The 15,109-nt window shown below is 69.1% G+C and carries 17 protein-coding genes; 1 reads left to right on the forward strand and 16 read right to left on the reverse strand.

The window, feature by feature from the left end; all coding sequences use genetic code 11:
- Positions 1-16: 16 nt before the first annotated feature.
- From QSK35_RS14290 to QSK35_RS14340, 11 genes are all read right to left on the reverse strand, one after another.
- Complete coding sequence (locus tag QSK35_RS14290) at positions 17-118, reverse strand: 30S ribosomal protein bS22 (RefSeq protein ID WP_015105422.1); 102 nt, start codon at positions 116-118, stop codon at positions 17-19.
- 126 nt (positions 119-244) lie between these two features.
- Positions 245-448 (reverse strand): helix-turn-helix domain-containing protein, encoded by a 204-nt coding sequence (locus QSK35_RS14295; protein WP_285746064.1) that lies wholly within the window; start codon positions 446-448, stop codon positions 245-247.
- 114 nt (positions 449-562) lie between these two features.
- Positions 563-1,372 carry a pyrroline-5-carboxylate reductase gene (gene proC, locus QSK35_RS14300; protein WP_285746066.1) on the reverse strand — a complete coding sequence of 270 codons (810 nt, stop codon included), beginning with the start codon at positions 1,370-1,372 and terminating at the stop codon, positions 563-565.
- Between the two features lie 83 nt (positions 1,373-1,455).
- A complete protein-coding gene (locus QSK35_RS14305; RefSeq protein WP_285746068.1) occupies positions 1,456-2,241 on the reverse strand; it encodes a thioesterase family protein in 786 nt (261 codons plus the stop codon).
- Positions 2,238-3,140 (reverse strand): proline dehydrogenase family protein, encoded by a 903-nt coding sequence (locus QSK35_RS14310; RefSeq protein ID WP_285746070.1) that lies wholly within the window; start codon positions 3,138-3,140, stop codon positions 2,238-2,240. The genes QSK35_RS14305 and QSK35_RS14310 overlap by 4 nt, the downstream gene beginning before the upstream one ends.
- A 129-nt stretch (positions 3,141-3,269) precedes the next feature.
- A complete protein-coding gene (locus QSK35_RS14315) occupies positions 3,270-4,082 on the reverse strand; it encodes a sugar phosphate isomerase/epimerase family protein (protein WP_285746072.1) in 813 nt (270 codons plus the stop codon).
- Positions 4,079-5,242: an Rv0497 family membrane protein gene (locus tag QSK35_RS14320; RefSeq protein ID WP_285746074.1), complete on the reverse strand. Its 1,164-nt coding sequence runs from the start codon at positions 5,240-5,242 to the stop codon at positions 4,079-4,081. The genes QSK35_RS14315 and QSK35_RS14320 overlap by 4 nt, the downstream gene beginning before the upstream one ends.
- Positions 5,242-6,222: a Ppx/GppA family phosphatase gene (locus tag QSK35_RS14325; protein ID WP_285746075.1), complete on the reverse strand. Its 981-nt coding sequence runs from the start codon at positions 6,220-6,222 to the stop codon at positions 5,242-5,244. Before QSK35_RS14325 ends, QSK35_RS14320 begins: the two co-directional genes overlap by 1 nt.
- Positions 6,223-6,249: 27 nt before the next feature.
- A complete protein-coding gene (locus tag QSK35_RS14330; RefSeq protein ID WP_285746077.1) occupies positions 6,250-6,930 on the reverse strand; it encodes a response regulator in 681 nt (226 codons plus the stop codon).
- Positions 6,927-8,093, reverse strand: a complete 1,167-nt coding sequence (locus tag QSK35_RS14335; RefSeq protein ID WP_285746079.1) for a sensor histidine kinase — start codon at positions 8,091-8,093, stop codon at positions 6,927-6,929. The genes QSK35_RS14330 and QSK35_RS14335 overlap by 4 nt, the downstream gene beginning before the upstream one ends.
- Before the next feature lie 130 nt (positions 8,094-8,223).
- On the reverse strand, positions 8,224-8,970 hold the full coding sequence (locus QSK35_RS14340) for a phosphoglyceromutase (RefSeq protein ID WP_285746081.1): 747 nt from the start codon (positions 8,968-8,970) through the stop codon (positions 8,224-8,226).
- A 20-nt stretch (positions 8,971-8,990) separates the two neighbouring features.
- Here QSK35_RS14340 and QSK35_RS14345 point away from each other — a divergent pair, with 20 nt between their 5' ends.
- The gene (locus QSK35_RS14345) at positions 8,991-9,569 is read left to right on the forward strand and encodes a TetR/AcrR family transcriptional regulator (protein WP_285746083.1); all 579 of its coding nucleotides are present in this window, start codon (positions 8,991-8,993) and stop codon (positions 9,567-9,569) included.
- 4 nt (positions 9,570-9,573) lie between these two features.
- On the opposite strand, the gene QSK35_RS14350 is transcribed toward QSK35_RS14345, so the two are convergent.
- From QSK35_RS14350 to QSK35_RS14370, 5 genes are all read right to left on the reverse strand, one after another.
- Complete coding sequence (locus QSK35_RS14350) at positions 9,574-11,142, reverse strand: 4-coumarate--CoA ligase family protein (protein WP_285746085.1); 1,569 nt, start codon at positions 11,140-11,142, stop codon at positions 9,574-9,576.
- Positions 11,143-11,542: 400 nt separating this feature from the next.
- Positions 11,543-12,355, reverse strand: coding sequence for a DUF4349 domain-containing protein (locus QSK35_RS14355; RefSeq protein ID WP_285746087.1), 813 nt, complete (start codon positions 12,353-12,355; stop codon positions 11,543-11,545).
- An 82-nt stretch (positions 12,356-12,437) separates the two neighbouring features.
- Positions 12,438-12,911: a type III secretion system chaperone family protein gene (locus tag QSK35_RS14360; protein WP_285746089.1), complete on the reverse strand. Its 474-nt coding sequence runs from the start codon at positions 12,909-12,911 to the stop codon at positions 12,438-12,440.
- Complete coding sequence (gene mshA, locus QSK35_RS14365) at positions 12,908-14,161, reverse strand: D-inositol-3-phosphate glycosyltransferase (protein WP_285746090.1); 1,254 nt, start codon at positions 14,159-14,161, stop codon at positions 12,908-12,910. The genes QSK35_RS14360 and mshA overlap by 4 nt, the downstream gene beginning before the upstream one ends.
- A complete protein-coding gene (locus QSK35_RS14370) occupies positions 14,158-14,919 on the reverse strand; it encodes an alpha/beta fold hydrolase (RefSeq protein WP_285746092.1) in 762 nt (253 codons plus the stop codon). The genes mshA and QSK35_RS14370 overlap by 4 nt, the downstream gene beginning before the upstream one ends.
- Positions 14,920-15,109 lie beyond the last annotated feature (190 nt).

Here is a 15,109-nt window from a genome sequence, read left to right on the forward strand (position 1 = left end):
AGAGCTCGGCGCGGGCTTACTTGCCGCGCTTCCTACGCTGGACACGGGTCTTGCGCAGCAGCTTGCGGTGCTTCTTCTTGGACATGCGCTTGCGGCGCTTCTTGATGACCGAGCCCATGAAGGGGTCCCTTGCTCTCGACGTTGGTGGGTCTGTCGCGCCTCCCTCAGACAGGACTCGTGTCAAGCACGACTCGCCGGTAGGCACGCAACGGCCTACCAGTTTACCCGGAGCCTTCCGGTCGCCCTAACCAGCGTCGTAGTAAGCGTTCTCGAGGTAGGCATAGACCTCCTTCTCGGGCACCCGGAACGACTTGCCCACGCGGACCGCGGGCAGCTCACCGGAGTGCACCAGGCGGTACACCGTCATCTTCGAAACACGCATCTTCGAGGCCACCTCGGCCACGGTCAGGAACTGGACCTGAGCGAGATCGTTCTCCTTCGCAGGCATGTATCACCGCATCCTTCGACACGTGTCGTGCCGTCGGTCTTCCCCACCGACGGTTCGACACGCACGTGCTCTCCTGAGAGTAGCGGGACTGGTGTGACTCCTGCGACGTCCGATTTAGTCCTCGTGCTGCTTGCCCAGCTCAACGGACCGGTCGCGCGCGCTTTCGATCGCGGCCAGCAGCGCGGCGCGCACCCCGTGCTTCTCGAGCTCCCGGATCGCCATGATCGTCGTGCCCGCGGGCGACGTGACCGCCTCGCGCAGGATCACCGGGTGCGAGCTGCCCTCGTTCAGCATGGCCGCCGCGCCCACCGCCGACTGGATGATCAGCCGGCTGGCCAGGTCGCGCGGGATGCCGAGCAGGATGCCCGCGTCGATCATCGCCTCGACCAGGTAGAAGAAGTACGCCGGGCCGGAGCCGCTCAGCGCGGTCACCGCGTCCTGCTGGCTCTCCGGCACGCGGGCGACCTTGCCCACGGAGCTCAGCAGCTCGTCGACCGTGTTCAGGTGCTCGTCGGTGGCGTACTTGCCCGCGGAGATCGCGCTCATGGCCTCGCCGACCAGCATCGGCGTGTTCGGCATGACCCGCACCACCGGCGTGCTGTCCGGCAGGCGACGCTCGTACAGGTTCGTCGGCAGGCCCGCGCACAGCGAGACGATCAGCGTGCCCTTCCGCAGGACCGGGCCCAGCTCTTCGAGCAGCGGTTCGATGTCCTGCGGCTTGACCGCGACGATGAGCACGTCGGCCTTGGCCGCCGCGCCCGCCACGTCGAGCGACTCGACGCCGTACTGCTTCGCCAGGTCGGCGGCACGGGCCGGGTGCTTCTCGGTGAACATGAGGTCGTCGGCGCTGCGGCCGGCGTGCAGCAGGCCGGAGAGCAGCGCCTCACCGATCTTGCCTGCCCCCAGCACGGCAATCTTCGTCATGGCGGTAAAGCTTGCCACGCCCCCTTCGGTCACGCGGGAGCCCCGCGATGCATGTCATGCATCGCGGGGCTCCCGCGTGACGTTCAGCCAGCCGGCGTGAGCGCCAACTGTCGAGCCTGACAGACCAGCCGTCCCGCCGAGTCGATCACCGTGGCGTCCTCGTCGAACCACTGCCCGTGCACCGCCTGGCACGTCACGTGGATGCGCAACCACCCCGGCGCGGGCTTCGCGCGCAGCAGCGCGGTCAGCTGCACGGTCGGCGACCACCCGTACCGCCCGAGGTTGAACGTCACCGGCATCGAGATGTCGCCGGCGACGAGCGTGAAGTACGGGTCCGGCTGCTCCTCGTGCGGCCGCGCCCACAGCTTCAGGGTGAGCGGCCCGTCGGTGCGCCCGGTCAGGAACCCCGCGGTCTGCGGATCCACCCGCACGTCGCACGCCGAGCCGACCTTGTAGAACTGCGCGGACGGCAACGACGACAGGTCCACCGCGCCCGGCGGTGGCGAAGCGGGGATCGACGGCAGGTCGGCGTAATCGGCGCGCTGCTCCGGCATGCGCCCGACGGTGATCGACGACTCGACGCACACCTGGCCGCGCTGCTCGAGCACGGCCGTCACCGCGGTCGCCGTGCGGCCGGACTTGCGGATCTCCGTGCGGATCAGCACCGGCCCGACCTCGGGCGTGCGCAGGAACTGCGCGCTCACGGCCAGAGGGTCGCCCGCCCCGGCCTGCGTGACGGCGGCGCGCGTCATCACCGCCAGGAGGAACCCTCCGTGTGGCTTGGGCCCGACCGTCCACTCGCTCGGCAGCGCGGCCGTGAACGTTCCGTCGCCGAGCGACCGGACCGCGCTGGATTTCGTGAACGTCATGAGCGGCTGACCAGTGACCGCAGGAAGAAGGTCACGTTGGCGGGGCGTTCCGCGAGTCGGCGCATGAGATATCCGTACCACTGCTCGCCGTACGGGATGTACACGCGGGCGGTTAGTTTGCGTTGTTCCTCGGTACGGATGCCGAACAGCATCTGGTACTCGTACGAGTCTCGCGGCCGGTCGTACCAACGCGCGCGCTCGCCGATGATCTCGATCAGGCGCGGATCGTGCGTCGCGAACATCGGGTAGCCGTCGCCGGACATGAGAGCGTTCACACATCGCACGTAGTTCAGGTCCACCTCGTGCGGGTCGGTGAAGGCGACCTCCGGCGGTTCGGCGTAGGCGCCCTTGCACAGCCGCACGCGCGAGCCTTCGGTGGCGAGAGCCTTGCAGTCGTCGAGCGTGCGGTGCAGGTACGCCTGCAGCACCGCGCCCACCGACGGCCAGGTGCGCCGCAGCTCGGCCAGGACCCGCAGTGTCGAGTCCGTGGTCGTGTGGTCCTCCATGTCGAGCGTGACCGTCGTGCCGCACTGCTCGGCGGCCGCGCAGATGCGGGAGGCGTTGGTCAGCGCGAGCGACTCGTCCAGGGCCTGCCCGACCGCGCTCAGCTTCACGCTGACCTCGGCGCGGTCCGCGAGCCCCGCCGCGTGCAGCGCGTCGAGCAGCTCCAGGTAGGCGCCGACGGTCTTCTCGGCCTGCGCCTTGTCCGTGGTGTCCTCGCCGAGGTAGTCGAGCGTGACCGGCAGCCCCAGCTCGCGTGTCGCGCGCACGGCGTCCTCGGTCGACTCGCCCGCCACGAACCGGCGCACCACGTCTCTGCTGATGGGCGCGTTGGCCACCAGCTCGCGCACCCCCTCGTTGCGAGCCGCGGCCATGATCAACGCACGCAACGGGTTCACGACAGGAACACTAGCGCCCAACCCCCGCGTGTCTTACCTTCCGACCCCTTGTGTCTTACGTTCCCGCACGCCGAAGCGAGCCGGAACGTAAGAGACGCAGGGGGCTGGAGCGTAAGACTCGCGCGGGGATCAGGCCTCGACTGGCCAGTCGAGGTGCAGGCGGGAGAACAGCAGGGCCTCGGCCAGCATCTCGGCCCGCGCGTCCGGACTGCCCGCCCGCCGCGTGTTGATCTCCAGCACGACCTGGCCGTCGAACCCGCCCCGCGCCAGCGTCTCGCACAGCTCGGCACACGGCTGAGACCCGCGCCCCGGCACGAGGTGCTCGTCCTTGGGCGCACCAGAACCGTCGGCGAGGTGGATGTGCGTCAGCCCGTCGCCCATCCGCTTGGCCAGCTCGATGGCGTCGACGTGCGCGGCGGCGGCGTGGGAGAGGTCCAGCGTGTAGTGCGCGTGCCCGACGTCCGTGGGGTCGATCGACGGTCGGAAAGCCGACACCTCGACGGAACGGCCGCGGCCCAGCGGCCGGCGTACGGGGAACATGTTCTCGACCGCGATGTCGATCCCGGAGGCGTCCTCCAGCTCCGCGATCAGCGACTGGAAGCCGTCGGCGTACCGGCGTTGCCAGCGGAACGGCGGGTGCAGCACGACCGTCCGCGCACCGAGATCACCGGCGGCCCGGACGCTGCGCCGCAGCCGTTCCACCGGATCGGGCGACCAGACGCGCTGCGAGATCAGCAGACAGGGCGCGTGCACGGCCAGCACAGGCATGCCGCTGCGGTTGGAGAGCCGGTCGATGGCCCGGATGTCCTGCGACACCGGGTCCGCCCACACCATCAGCTCTACACCGTCGAAGCCCAGCTCGGCGGCCATCTCGAACGCGGCACCGGCGGGCTGCGGGTACACCGACGCCGTGGACAGCCCGACCGGGATACGGGCGGTCAACTCTTCACCAGCAGCATGGCCGCTGGCGAAACGGTGACGATCAGGCCGACCAGCACCGCGAGAATCGTTGTCTGCATGTCGTCCGCACGGCGGATCTTCCGGACCAAGAGCACGAGTCCAACGGTAACGGCCAGCGCCACGACGAGTGCCGCCACGGGTATCGCGCGCCACAGCCAGTTGAACGCCAGCCACAGGACCGCGCCGCCGAGCACGCCGACGGCGAGCTGGCCGATCATGACCAGCCACTCCTTGCCGGCGGACCGGGGCTCGGACTCCTCGGCGTCCAGCTCGTCGGCGTCGGACAGGCCCGCGGGCTCCTCGTCGTCGGAGAGGTAGTCCTCTTCCCGCGCGTAGTTCGGCTGGTAGTTGTCGGCGTAGTCGTCGTCTTCGTCGTCGACGTACGGGCCGGGGTGCGCCTGGGTGTGCTCCATCGGCTGCGGCTCGTCGTCGTCGCCGAACCAGTCCTCGGGGGACTGACCGGCCAGCGGCTCCGGCAGCTTCGGCGGCGCGGGCGGGACGATCAGGACCGACTCGGTCTCCAGGGACGCGATCTGGTCGACCGGCGCCTTCGCCGGGATGCGCGGGAGCTGCTCGGTCATCGCCTCCCGAGGGGGAGCCGCCGGCGGAACCGGCCGGGCGATGTTCGGGCGCGACGCCTCGGGGCGCGGCAGGTCCGGACGGGACTGCTGCGGCGGCGCCGGGTCGAGGCGCGCCTTGATCGGGTCGACCCTGGTCTCGGCCGGGTCGGGGCGCGGAACGTCCGTTCTGGACGGACCCTCCTGGAACTGCGGTACCTGCCGGGTCTCCTCGGCCGGGCCCGGTCTACGCACCTGCGGCGCCGGCTGGAAACCGGGCGCGGGTGGCGCGGGGCGCCGAGGCGGTGCCGGCCGCGGTGGAGCAGGCGGAGCGGCAGCGGGAGGAGCAACAGGCGGCGGAGGCTTGGGCGCCTCGACCTGGGGCTCGTCGCGGACCGGCATGAGCCGCCCGCTGTCGGACAGCACCCGCTCGATGATCGTCTGCGGAGCGGTCTCGGGCGACTCGTCGTCATCGGCCGCACGGCGGCGTCGCCGACGAGGCGCACCGTCCGGGCTGCCGCCGTACTGGGCGAGCAACTCCGCGACCGTGCGCTGCGTGTGCTCCGATCCGCTCTCTCGACTCATCAACTCCACCGTGCCCCGTGCTGGCCAGTCCGTCCAGTATCGCTCCGGTCCGTGCCGTTAGTGTGGTCCAGCCGTCGAAGGATGACACCTTCCCGCAGTGCCCAGGGGCAAATCTCCAACTGCGTGAGTGACAGGGCTCGCATCGTCGCTTCCGCGACCAATGCGCCCGCGACCAGCTGGTGTGCACGCGACGGGCTCACGCCTTCGAGCTCGGCCAGGTCGTTCGCCGACATCCGGGAGATGAAGGCGATCAACTGCCGCAGGCCCGCGTCGGTGAGCACGCGACGGGCTCGTGGTCCGGCCGATGAAGGCGCCGCACCGGTGAGCCGGGCAAGCGTACGGAATGTCTTCGACGTTGCCACCACCCGATCAGGTTCACCGGCCCGTTTGATCTTGCGGGCGACCGGGGACAGCTGGTCGGCGAGCCACTCCGTCGTCTCGCGGACGGCGGTCCGGCCCGGCGGATCCTTGCGAAACCTCGATCGGGTGAGCCGGCCCGCGCCGAGCGGGACGGAGAACGCGAGCTCGGGCTCCTCGTCCACGCCCATCCCGATCTCCAGCGAGCCGCCGCCGATGTCGAGGCAGAGCAGCCGACCCGCGGACCAGCCGTACCACCGGCGCACGGCGAGGAACGTGAACCGCGCCTCGTCCTCACCGGAGAGCACCTCCAGGTCGACGCCGGTCTCCTTGCGGACCCGCTCCAGCACGTCCGGGGAGTTGCTCGCCTCGCGGACCGCCGACGTCGCGAACGCCATCAGGTCCTCGCAGCCGAGCTTCTTCGCCGACGACTTGGCCGCCGCGACGGCGCGGACCAGCTGGTCCGCGCCCGCCTTGGTGACCTCACCGTCGGAGTTGAGCTGCTCGGCGAGCCGCAGCACGGTCTTCTCGGAGCTCATCGGGGTCGGGTGGGCACCACGATGCGCGTCCACCACCAAGAGGTGGACGGTATTGGACCCCACGTCGAGAACGCCCAGGCGCACGGCGTGAACGGTACCCGGTCGTGTCGGTTACGACTCGAACTTGTAACCCAGACCCCGAACGGTCACCAGGTGCCTCGGTGTCGAGGGGTCCGGCTCGATCTTCGACCGCAGGCGCTTGACGTGCACGTCAAGCGTCTTCGTGTCGCCGACGTAGTCCGCGCCCCACACCCGGTCGATCAACTGCCCGCGGGTCAGCACGCGGCCGACGTTGCGCAGCAGGTACTCGAGCAGATCGAACTCCTTGAGCGGCAGGCTGATGTCCGTGCCGTTCACGGTCACCACGTGCCGCTCGACGTCCATCCGCACCGGGCCGGCCTCGAGGGTCTGGGGAAGGAGATCCTCGGACTCGCCGCCGCGGCGAAGAACCGCCCGGATGCGCGCGATCAGCTCACGCGCGGAGTACGGCTTGGTGACGTAGTCGTCCGCGCCCAGCTCGAGGCCGACGACCTTGTCGATCTCGCTGTCCCGCGCGGTGACCATGATCACCGGAACGGCGGACCGCTGGCGCAGCTGCTTGCAGACGTCCGTGCCGCTCATGCCGGGCAGCATGAGGTCGAGCAGCACGATGTCCGCGCCGTTGCGGTCGAACTCCTCCAGCGCCTCCTGGCCGGTCGCGGCCAGCGCGGCGGTGAACCCCTCCTTGCGCAGCAGGAAGGCCAGCGGATCGGCGAAGGACTCCTCGTCCTCCACGATGAGCACCCTGGTCACAGTTCTCCTCCGTGGTCGCTCGTACCGGTCGGGACGAGGTCCTGGTCGTGCGCGGCGGCCGCGGGCAGCCGCAACGTGAAGGTGGAGCCGGTTCCTGGCAGGCTCCACAGCTTCACTTCGCCACCGTGGTTGGCGGCGACGTGCTTGACGATCGCGAGGCCGAGACCGGTGCCACCGGTCGCGCGCGATCGGGCCTTGTCGACGCGGTAGAACCGCTCGAAGACGCGGGTCTGCTGGTCCTCCGCGATGCCGATGCCGCGGTCGGTGACGGCGATCTCCACGTGGCCGTCCACCAGCCGCCGGCTCACGCTCACCGGGCTGCCCGGCGGCGAGTAGGAGACCGCGTTGTCGAGCAGGTTGCTCAACGCGGTGACCAGCAGCGTGCGGTCACCGGGAACGAGCAGGCCGCTGGGCTCGTCGGTGGCGATGTCGATGTTCACCGACTCGGCGGCCAGCTTGGAGCGGCTGAGCGCCTCGGAGATCACCACGTCGACCTCGACGTCGGTGAGCTCGGGCAGCTTCTCCGCGCCCTGCAACCGCGAGAGCGCGATCAGCTCGGTGACGAGCGTGCCGAGGCGGGTGGCCTCCTGCATGATCTTCGCGCTGAACCGGCGGACCTCTTCCTGGTCGTCGCTCGCGTCCAGCACGGCCTCGGCGAGCAGCGCGAGCGCTCCCACCGGGGTCTTGAGCTCGTGGCTGACGTTGGCCACGAAGTCGCGCCTGGTCTGTTCCAGCCGGACGGCCTCGGACTCGTCGCTCGCGTCCACGACGGTGAATCCCTCGACCAGCCACCGGACCTCGGCGTGCACCGCCTCGGGCTGGCGGCCCTTGACGCCGTCCAGTGGCGACAGGTCGACGAAGACGACCTCGTTGGTGCTGCGGACCGCCTCCGCGGCCTTGCGCGCCCGGTCGTCCACGCGGTTGTTGCGCACGACGCCGAGCTGCTCGGCACGCGGGTTGTGCAGCACCACGTCGCCGAACGAGTTGAGCACGACGATGCCGTCGTGGGAGTCCTCGACGACCCGCTGCACGAGGTCCGCGACCGTCAGCCCCTCGGGCTTCTTCTCGGGTCTCGGAGCCGTGAATCGGCCAACGAGAAAACCGCCGAGCGCGCAGATGAGCGCAACGCCCAGCGAAACAGCGAGGAAACCCGCAGCCGTCACAGGCGAATGGTAAGCAGCCGACAGGTGTCCTGGCCTAGTGCGCAGGCGTGAACCGTGATAGCCGTGACACCTACTGACCAGGTTGTTCTTGCCCTGGTCAGCAGGTGTTCACCCGGTCGTGACGAAGACGTCAGCGGCCCTGGTTGGCTACTGCCGCGATCGCGTCCTTCGCGGCGTCCGGATCGAGGTATTCGCCGCCCGGCTTGAGGGGCTTCAATTCCTCGTCGAGGTCATAGCGAAGCGGAATACCGGTCGGGATGTTGAGGCCCGCGATGTCGGCGTCGGAGATGCCGTCGAGGTACTTCACGAGCGCGCGCAGCGAGTTGCCGTGCGCGGCCACGAGGACCGTCTTGCCGGTGCGCAGATCGGGAACGATCGCCTCTTCCCAGTACGGGATCATGCGGTCGACGACGTCCTTGAGGCACTCGGTGAGCGGCAGGTCCGGGCCCAAGCCGGCGTAGCGCGGGTCACTGTCCTGACTGAACTCGGTGCCGGGCTCGATGGGCGGCGGCGGAGTGTCGTAGGACCGGCGCCAGAGCATGAACTGCTCCTCGCCGTACGTCTCCAGCGTCTGCTTCTTGTTCTTGCCCTGCAACGCGCCGTAGTGCCGCTCGTTGAGCCGCCAGTCGCGCCGCACGGGGATCCAGTGCCGGTCCGCGACGTCGAGCGCGAGGTTGGCGGTCGAGATGGCCCGCCGGAGCAACGAGGTGTGCAGCAGCTCCGGCAGGACGCCGGCCTCGCGCAGCAGCTCGCCGCCGCGCCGCGCCTCCCGCTCGCCCTTCTCGGACAGTGGGACGTCCACCCAGCCGGTGAACAGGTTCTCCGCGTTCCACGTGCTCTCGCCGTGGCGGAGCAGCACCAAGGTTCCGACAGCCATGCCGCTAGCCTGCCATGCTCATGAGTGCCGAACTCACCCGCACGCTGGTGCGTGACACAGCGCACCGGCTGTTCGTCGCGAACGGTTACGGCGCGACCTCGGTGCGGGACGTGGCGGTCGCGGCGGGAGTGTCCGAAGAGGCCGTCCACACCGACTTCCCGACGAAGGCCGCGCTGTACCGCGAGGCGTTGAACGCCGCGCTCGCCGTGCGGCCGGAGCGCGTCACCGACCGCGCCGCCGCCAGTGCCGTCTTCACCCCGTTGCGCGCCACGGACATCATCGAGACCACGGCCGCGGGCGCCGCGTCGCTGCTCTCGCGCGCGGGTGCGTTGATCATGCGGGGGATCGAGTGCGCGGGCACGGACCCGGAGATGCGCCGGATCGCCACCGAGGGCGAGGCCGCGCAACGCGCCACGATGAAGACGCTGGCGTCGGCGTTGATCGCCACCGGGTCGGTCCGCCCGGACTTCACCGCGGACGAGGTCGCGGACATCCTGGTCGGCCTGTGCTCACCGCACCTGCACCACCTGCTCGGCTGGCCGGAGCACCGCTACCGCTACTGGCTGGCCTCCACGATGAAGGCCAGCCTGTTGCGGTGAGACGTCAGGCCTTCGTCGCCTCGCGGGCGCGGAGGTCCTTGCGAAGGATCTTGCCGGACGCCGACTTCGGGATCGCCTCGATGAACTCGACGACGCGAACCTTCTTGTGCGGCGCCACATGCGCCGCGACGAACTCGATCACGGCCTCGCCGGTGATCTCCGAACCCGGCTGCCGCACCACGAAGGCCTTGGGCACCTCCTCGCCGTCCTCGTCGCGCACCCCGACGACGGCCGCGTCGGCGATCTCGTCATGGGTGAGCAGCACGGCCTCCAGCTCGGCCGGCGGCACCTGGTAGCCCTTGTACTTGATCAGCTCCTTGACCCGGTCGACGATCGACACGATGCCCTCGGCGTCGATGACCGCCACGTCACCGGTGTGCAGCCAGCCGTCGTCGTCGATCGTCGCGGCCGTGGCCTCGGGGTTGTTCAGGTAGCCCTTCATGATGTTCGGGCCCTTGCACCACAGCTCGCCGCGCTCGCCGACGCCGACGTCTTCACCCGTGGCGGGATCGACGAGCCGGCACTCCAGGTTCGGCACGATCATGCCGACCGTGCCGACGGAGATGTCGTCGCGGTCGTCCGGGATCGCGTGCGACACCGGCGACATCTCGGTCATGCCGTAGCCCTGCGCCACCCGGCAGCCGAGGCGCTTCTTCACCGCGTCGGCCAGCTCGACGTCCAGCGGCGCGGCGCCCGAGAACAGGGTTTGCAGCGCCGACAGGTCGTACTGGTCGACGATCGGGTGCTTGGCCAGCGCGACCGCGACCGGCGGCGCGATGTAGACGCGGTCGGTCTTGTGGTCCTGGATCACGCGGAGGAACTCGGGCAGGTCGAACTTCGGCATCGTCACGACGGTCGCGCCGATGTACAGGCCGTTGTTCATCAGCACCTGCATGCCGTAGATGTGGAAGAACGGCAGCACGGCGAGGATGCGCGTGTCCTGGTTGACGTTCAGGATCGGACCGCATTGCGCGAGGTTCGCGACCAGGTTGCGGTGCGTCAGCATCACGCCCTTGGGCAGCGCGGTCGTGCCCGACGAGTACGGCAGCACCGCGAGATCCTCGGCGGGATCGATCTCCACCTGAGGCACCGGGTGGTCGTTGTTCAGCAACTCCTTGAGTGACGTGTAGCCCTCGGCCTCGTCGAGCACGAACACGTCGGTGACGCCTGCCTTCGCGGCACCGGGCGCGGCGTTCGGCAGCAGCGCGGACACCGTGAACAGCATCTTCGCGCCCGCGTCGTGCAGCTGGTGCGCGACCTCGTCCGGCGTGTAGAGGGCGTTGATCGTGGTGGCCGTGGCGCCCGCCTTGAGGATGCCGTGGAACACCACCGCGTAGTACGGGGTGTTCGGCGACAGAATGCCGACGACGTCGCCCTTGCCGATACCGCGCGCGGCCAGCGCGGCGGCCATTCGGTCGACGTACGCGGCGAGCTGGCCATAGGTCAGCGACGCACCGGTCGCCCCGTCGATCAAGGCAACTCGGTCCGCCCGGTCACCCAAGTCGCCGAGCAGCAGCTCGTGCAACGCGACATCGGGGATTTCGACATCCGGGAACGAACTGCGAAAGACCATGCGGCCGCCTCACTCACTCGCCGTAACCCTGCAGGTCGGCTCATCGTGATCCAGCCCACTCGGCGCGGTCAAGGCGGTCGGTATCGCTACAGAGACGTTACTTAGCGCCAGCAAGAACACTCGAATGGAGTAATGAAACCCCTTGTAACCGCAACGATGTTTCTGAGAGGTTGGCAAGGCCTCAACGGGTCGGCTCCCACGCACTCAAACGGCCCGTAAGGCACCGAACGCGGTTCGTCATCCCCCGTCGAACCGCGTGCACCCGCTCGGATTCGCGGCATCCCCCCGTCCACGAGTCCGTCGCAGCGGGGACCTTTGACGCGGGCCGGCTCGATGCGACTCCCCCTCTCTCCCGAGCCGGACCCGCGCTCCCCAAGGTGTTGCTCTCAGTAGAACCCTGTCAGGCCGCTTCGCTCGACTGGGTGACACGCCGTCGGCGACGTGCGACGAAGATCACCGCCAACACGGGCCCACCGATCACCACGGCGAACGGCAACACGGCACCAATGGCGATGACGATCCAGCCGAGGCCGGTCGTCAGCGCGTTCCAGCCGGCGGCCAGCGCGCTCAGGAACCCGGTCTCCTCGACCGGCGGCGGAGCCGCTCCCTTCGGCGACACGTTCACGGTCAGCGTCGCCATCGCGACCTGCCCCTTGAGCGAGTCGTAGCGACGCTGCAGCGACTCCAGTTCCTGCTGCCGCTTGTTGAGCTCGGCCTCGATCTGCGTGATCTCCGAGGTCGACGACGCCTTCTCGAACAGCGCCCGCACCCGTTCCACCGAAGCCCGCTGCGACGCGAGCCGTCCCTCGACGTCCGCAACCTGTTCGGTCACGTCCTCGCTGCGCACCTCGCGCTTCGTGACGTCACCGACCTTCCCCAGTTCCTCCAGAATCCGGTCCAGTTCCTTGGACGGCACCTTCACCGTGACGTTCGCGTACGACTTGGTGGCGTTCTCCTGCCCGGAGAACCCGCCCGCGTTCGCCGCCTTCCCCTTGATCTCGGCGATCGCCTTGTCGACGTCGTCGACGTGCAGGTCGACGGTCGCGGTGCGGATCAGCTGCCGTTCGACCTGCTCGGCCGACACCTTGCTGTTGCTGTTGCCGCTGTTCTCCTGGGCGCGGTCCCCCTGCGCCGGCGCGACGGCCGGCACCCCTGCGGATGAAGAGCCGCTCTCCGCCGAGCACCCCGTGAGGAGCACGAGCGGAAGGGCCACCCATAACCAACGTCTACCCATGTAGTCCGGACGGGAAGATCGCTCCAGGCCGTTGCCCGCGAACCCGTTCCGTGACCGGCTCTTAATCGACCAGATGCGCGAACGCCTGCAGGTTGGCCAGCGACTCGCCCCGCGAGACCCGCCAGGCCCACTCCCGCCGGATCGCGTCGGCGAACCCGATCTCCAGCAACGCGTTGAAGTCCCCGTCCGCGGCCTCGAGCACCTGCCCGAGCACCCGGTCCAGCTCGTCCGGCGTCACGGCATGCAGCCCGATCCGCCCGACGAGGTAGATGTCGCCCTGCGCGTCCAACGTGTAGTGCACGCCGTACAACCGGGCGTTACGCCGCAACAGGAAGCGATAGACCTCTTCGAACGACTGGTCCGGCCGCCGGCACACGAACGCCTCGACGAGCAGCGCGTGCCGACCCACCACGAGCCAGCAGTTCGTCTGCAGCTTCTTGGTGCCCGGCAACGTGACGAAGAACTTTCCTTCGTCCCGCCGGTCGTACTTGAGCTCGCGCTCGTCCAAAGTGGACTTGATGACCGAGTCGATCAAGCGAAAACCTCCCTGCGAAACGCCTCTGCCGCACCTTGGTACCCCGCCAGCAGGGCATCAGTCGTGCGATCCCAGGAGAAGCGTCGCGCATGTCCGACGGCGTTGCTCGCCAGCTCCTCGCGATAAGCGGCCCGCAGCGCCACGCGGCCGAGCGAGTGCGCCCATTCAGCCGCATCGTGCCCGTCCACCAGCAGCCCGGAAACCCCGTCCCGCACCGCCACGGGCAACCCACCCACAGCGGCCGCCACAACGGGCGTCCCACAAGCCTGCGCCTCAAGCGCAACCAGCCCGAACGACTCGTTGTACGACGGCACAGCCACCAGATCCGCCGCGCGATAAACCTGCGCCAGCGCCTCCCCGGGCTGCGGCGGCAGGAACCGCACCACGTCCGCGATGCCGAGCTGCCCGGCCAACTCCTCCAACGCCTTGGGCTGCTCCAACCCGGTCCCGGACGGCCCACCCACAACGAGCACCTGCAGCCGTCCACGCAGCCCGGGATCCCTCACCAGCATCTCGGCCGCAGCCCGCAACAACACGTCCGGCGCCTTGAGCGGCTGGATACGCCCCACAAACGCCATCACAACCGCGTCGGGCGCCAGCCCAAGCCGTTGGCGGGCCAAACCTCGATCACCGGGCGTGAACCGATCGAGGTCCACCCCAGGCGGCACAACAAGCACCTTGGCGGGATCCGCGTCGTACAACTTGATCAGCTCGGCGGCCTCGACGTCGGTATTCGCAACGAGCCGATCCGACTCGGCCACAACCTGCTCTTCCCCAATGACCCGCATCCTCGGCTCAGGCGTATCCCCTTCGGCCAGCGCCAGGTTCTTGACCTTGGCCAACGTGTGCGCGGTGTGCACGAGCGGCACACCCCACCGTTCGCGCGCCAGCCAGCCAACCTGTCCGGACAGCCAGTAATGCGAATGCACCGCGTCGTAATACCCAGGCTCATGATGCGCCTCGGCGCGTAAAACCCCAGCCGTGAACGCACAAAGCTGCCCAGGCAGCTCTTCCTTGCCCAGCCCTTCGAACGGCCCGGCGACGACGTGCCGCACGTGCACGCCAGGCGCGAGCTCAGCCACCGGCGGCAACTCACTACTGGTAGCCCTGGTGAAAATCTCGACCTCAACGCCCCGGCGAGCCATCCGCGTAGCCGTCTGCACGATGTAGACGTTCATGCCGCCCGCATCCCCCGTGCCCGGCTGCTCCAGCGGCGAGGTATGCACACTGAGCACCGCGACGCGCTTCACACGAACCTCGCCAAATCCCGCGCGAACTCCGCGGGCCGCTCAAGAAACGGCACGTGCGCGGTGTCGGCGTACCAACTCAACTCGGCTCCGGGAATCAAACCGGCCGCGTACTCGGCGGCTTCGGGGGCGACCACCAGGTCGGCCTCGCCGTGGACCACCAGCGTCGGCACGTCGATGGTCTCGAGGACGTCCGCGCTGCCCACGTCCCTGCGGAACAGCTCACCTCGAACTTTAGGCGGAACCTTCAACGCCGTGACTGTGAGCTTGTCGACCGTCTCAACAGGCAACGCGGGCGCCTGCGCACGCTGAAACTCGCGCATCGCGTCGTCGTTGGTGATCGCGTCCGGCAAGGCACGCCGCATGACCGGCCCAGTAGCGCCGCCGGGCCTCCGGCGGCCAATCTCCGTGATGGCGCTGACAAGCACCAGCGCGTTGACGTTCGCGGTGCCGTGGTGGCGCACGTAGTCGGCGATCACCAGCCCGCCATACGACCAGCCGACAACCGTCGCCGTCCCGGTGTGGTCGAGCACGGCCTTCAGGTCCGCCGCCCACTGCGCACCGTCCCGGTAGTCGCCGAAGTCGTCGGAAAGCCCGTGCCCGCGCAGGTCAAGCGCGTAGGTGTGGAAGCCGGGAAGATCCCAGACCTCACCGGACTGCACCCAACCGTGGATCAACACCACGGGAGGCCCGTCCGAAGTTCCTGCCTCACGCACGGCCAGCTGTCCCCCACCGGCCGACGTCACGTGTGTGAGCTGCACAAACAGATCAACGAGCAGCCAACACCAGGCATTCCCACAAGCGATGCGAAGCGAGCCCCCACCCCGCGCGCGCCAGCGCGCACAACCACCAGGTGGTGGGCCCCTCCCGTCGCATCGCAGGCGAAGCCCTGCCGCATCCGAGACCCCAGGTCAAGCACGCTTTTCGCTTGACCTGGGGTCTCGGATGCGG

The organism is Lentzea sp. NBRC 105346 (assembly GCF_030269605.1).
In the GTDB taxonomy this organism is placed as follows: Bacteria; Actinomycetota; Actinomycetes; order Mycobacteriales; family Pseudonocardiaceae; genus Lentzea.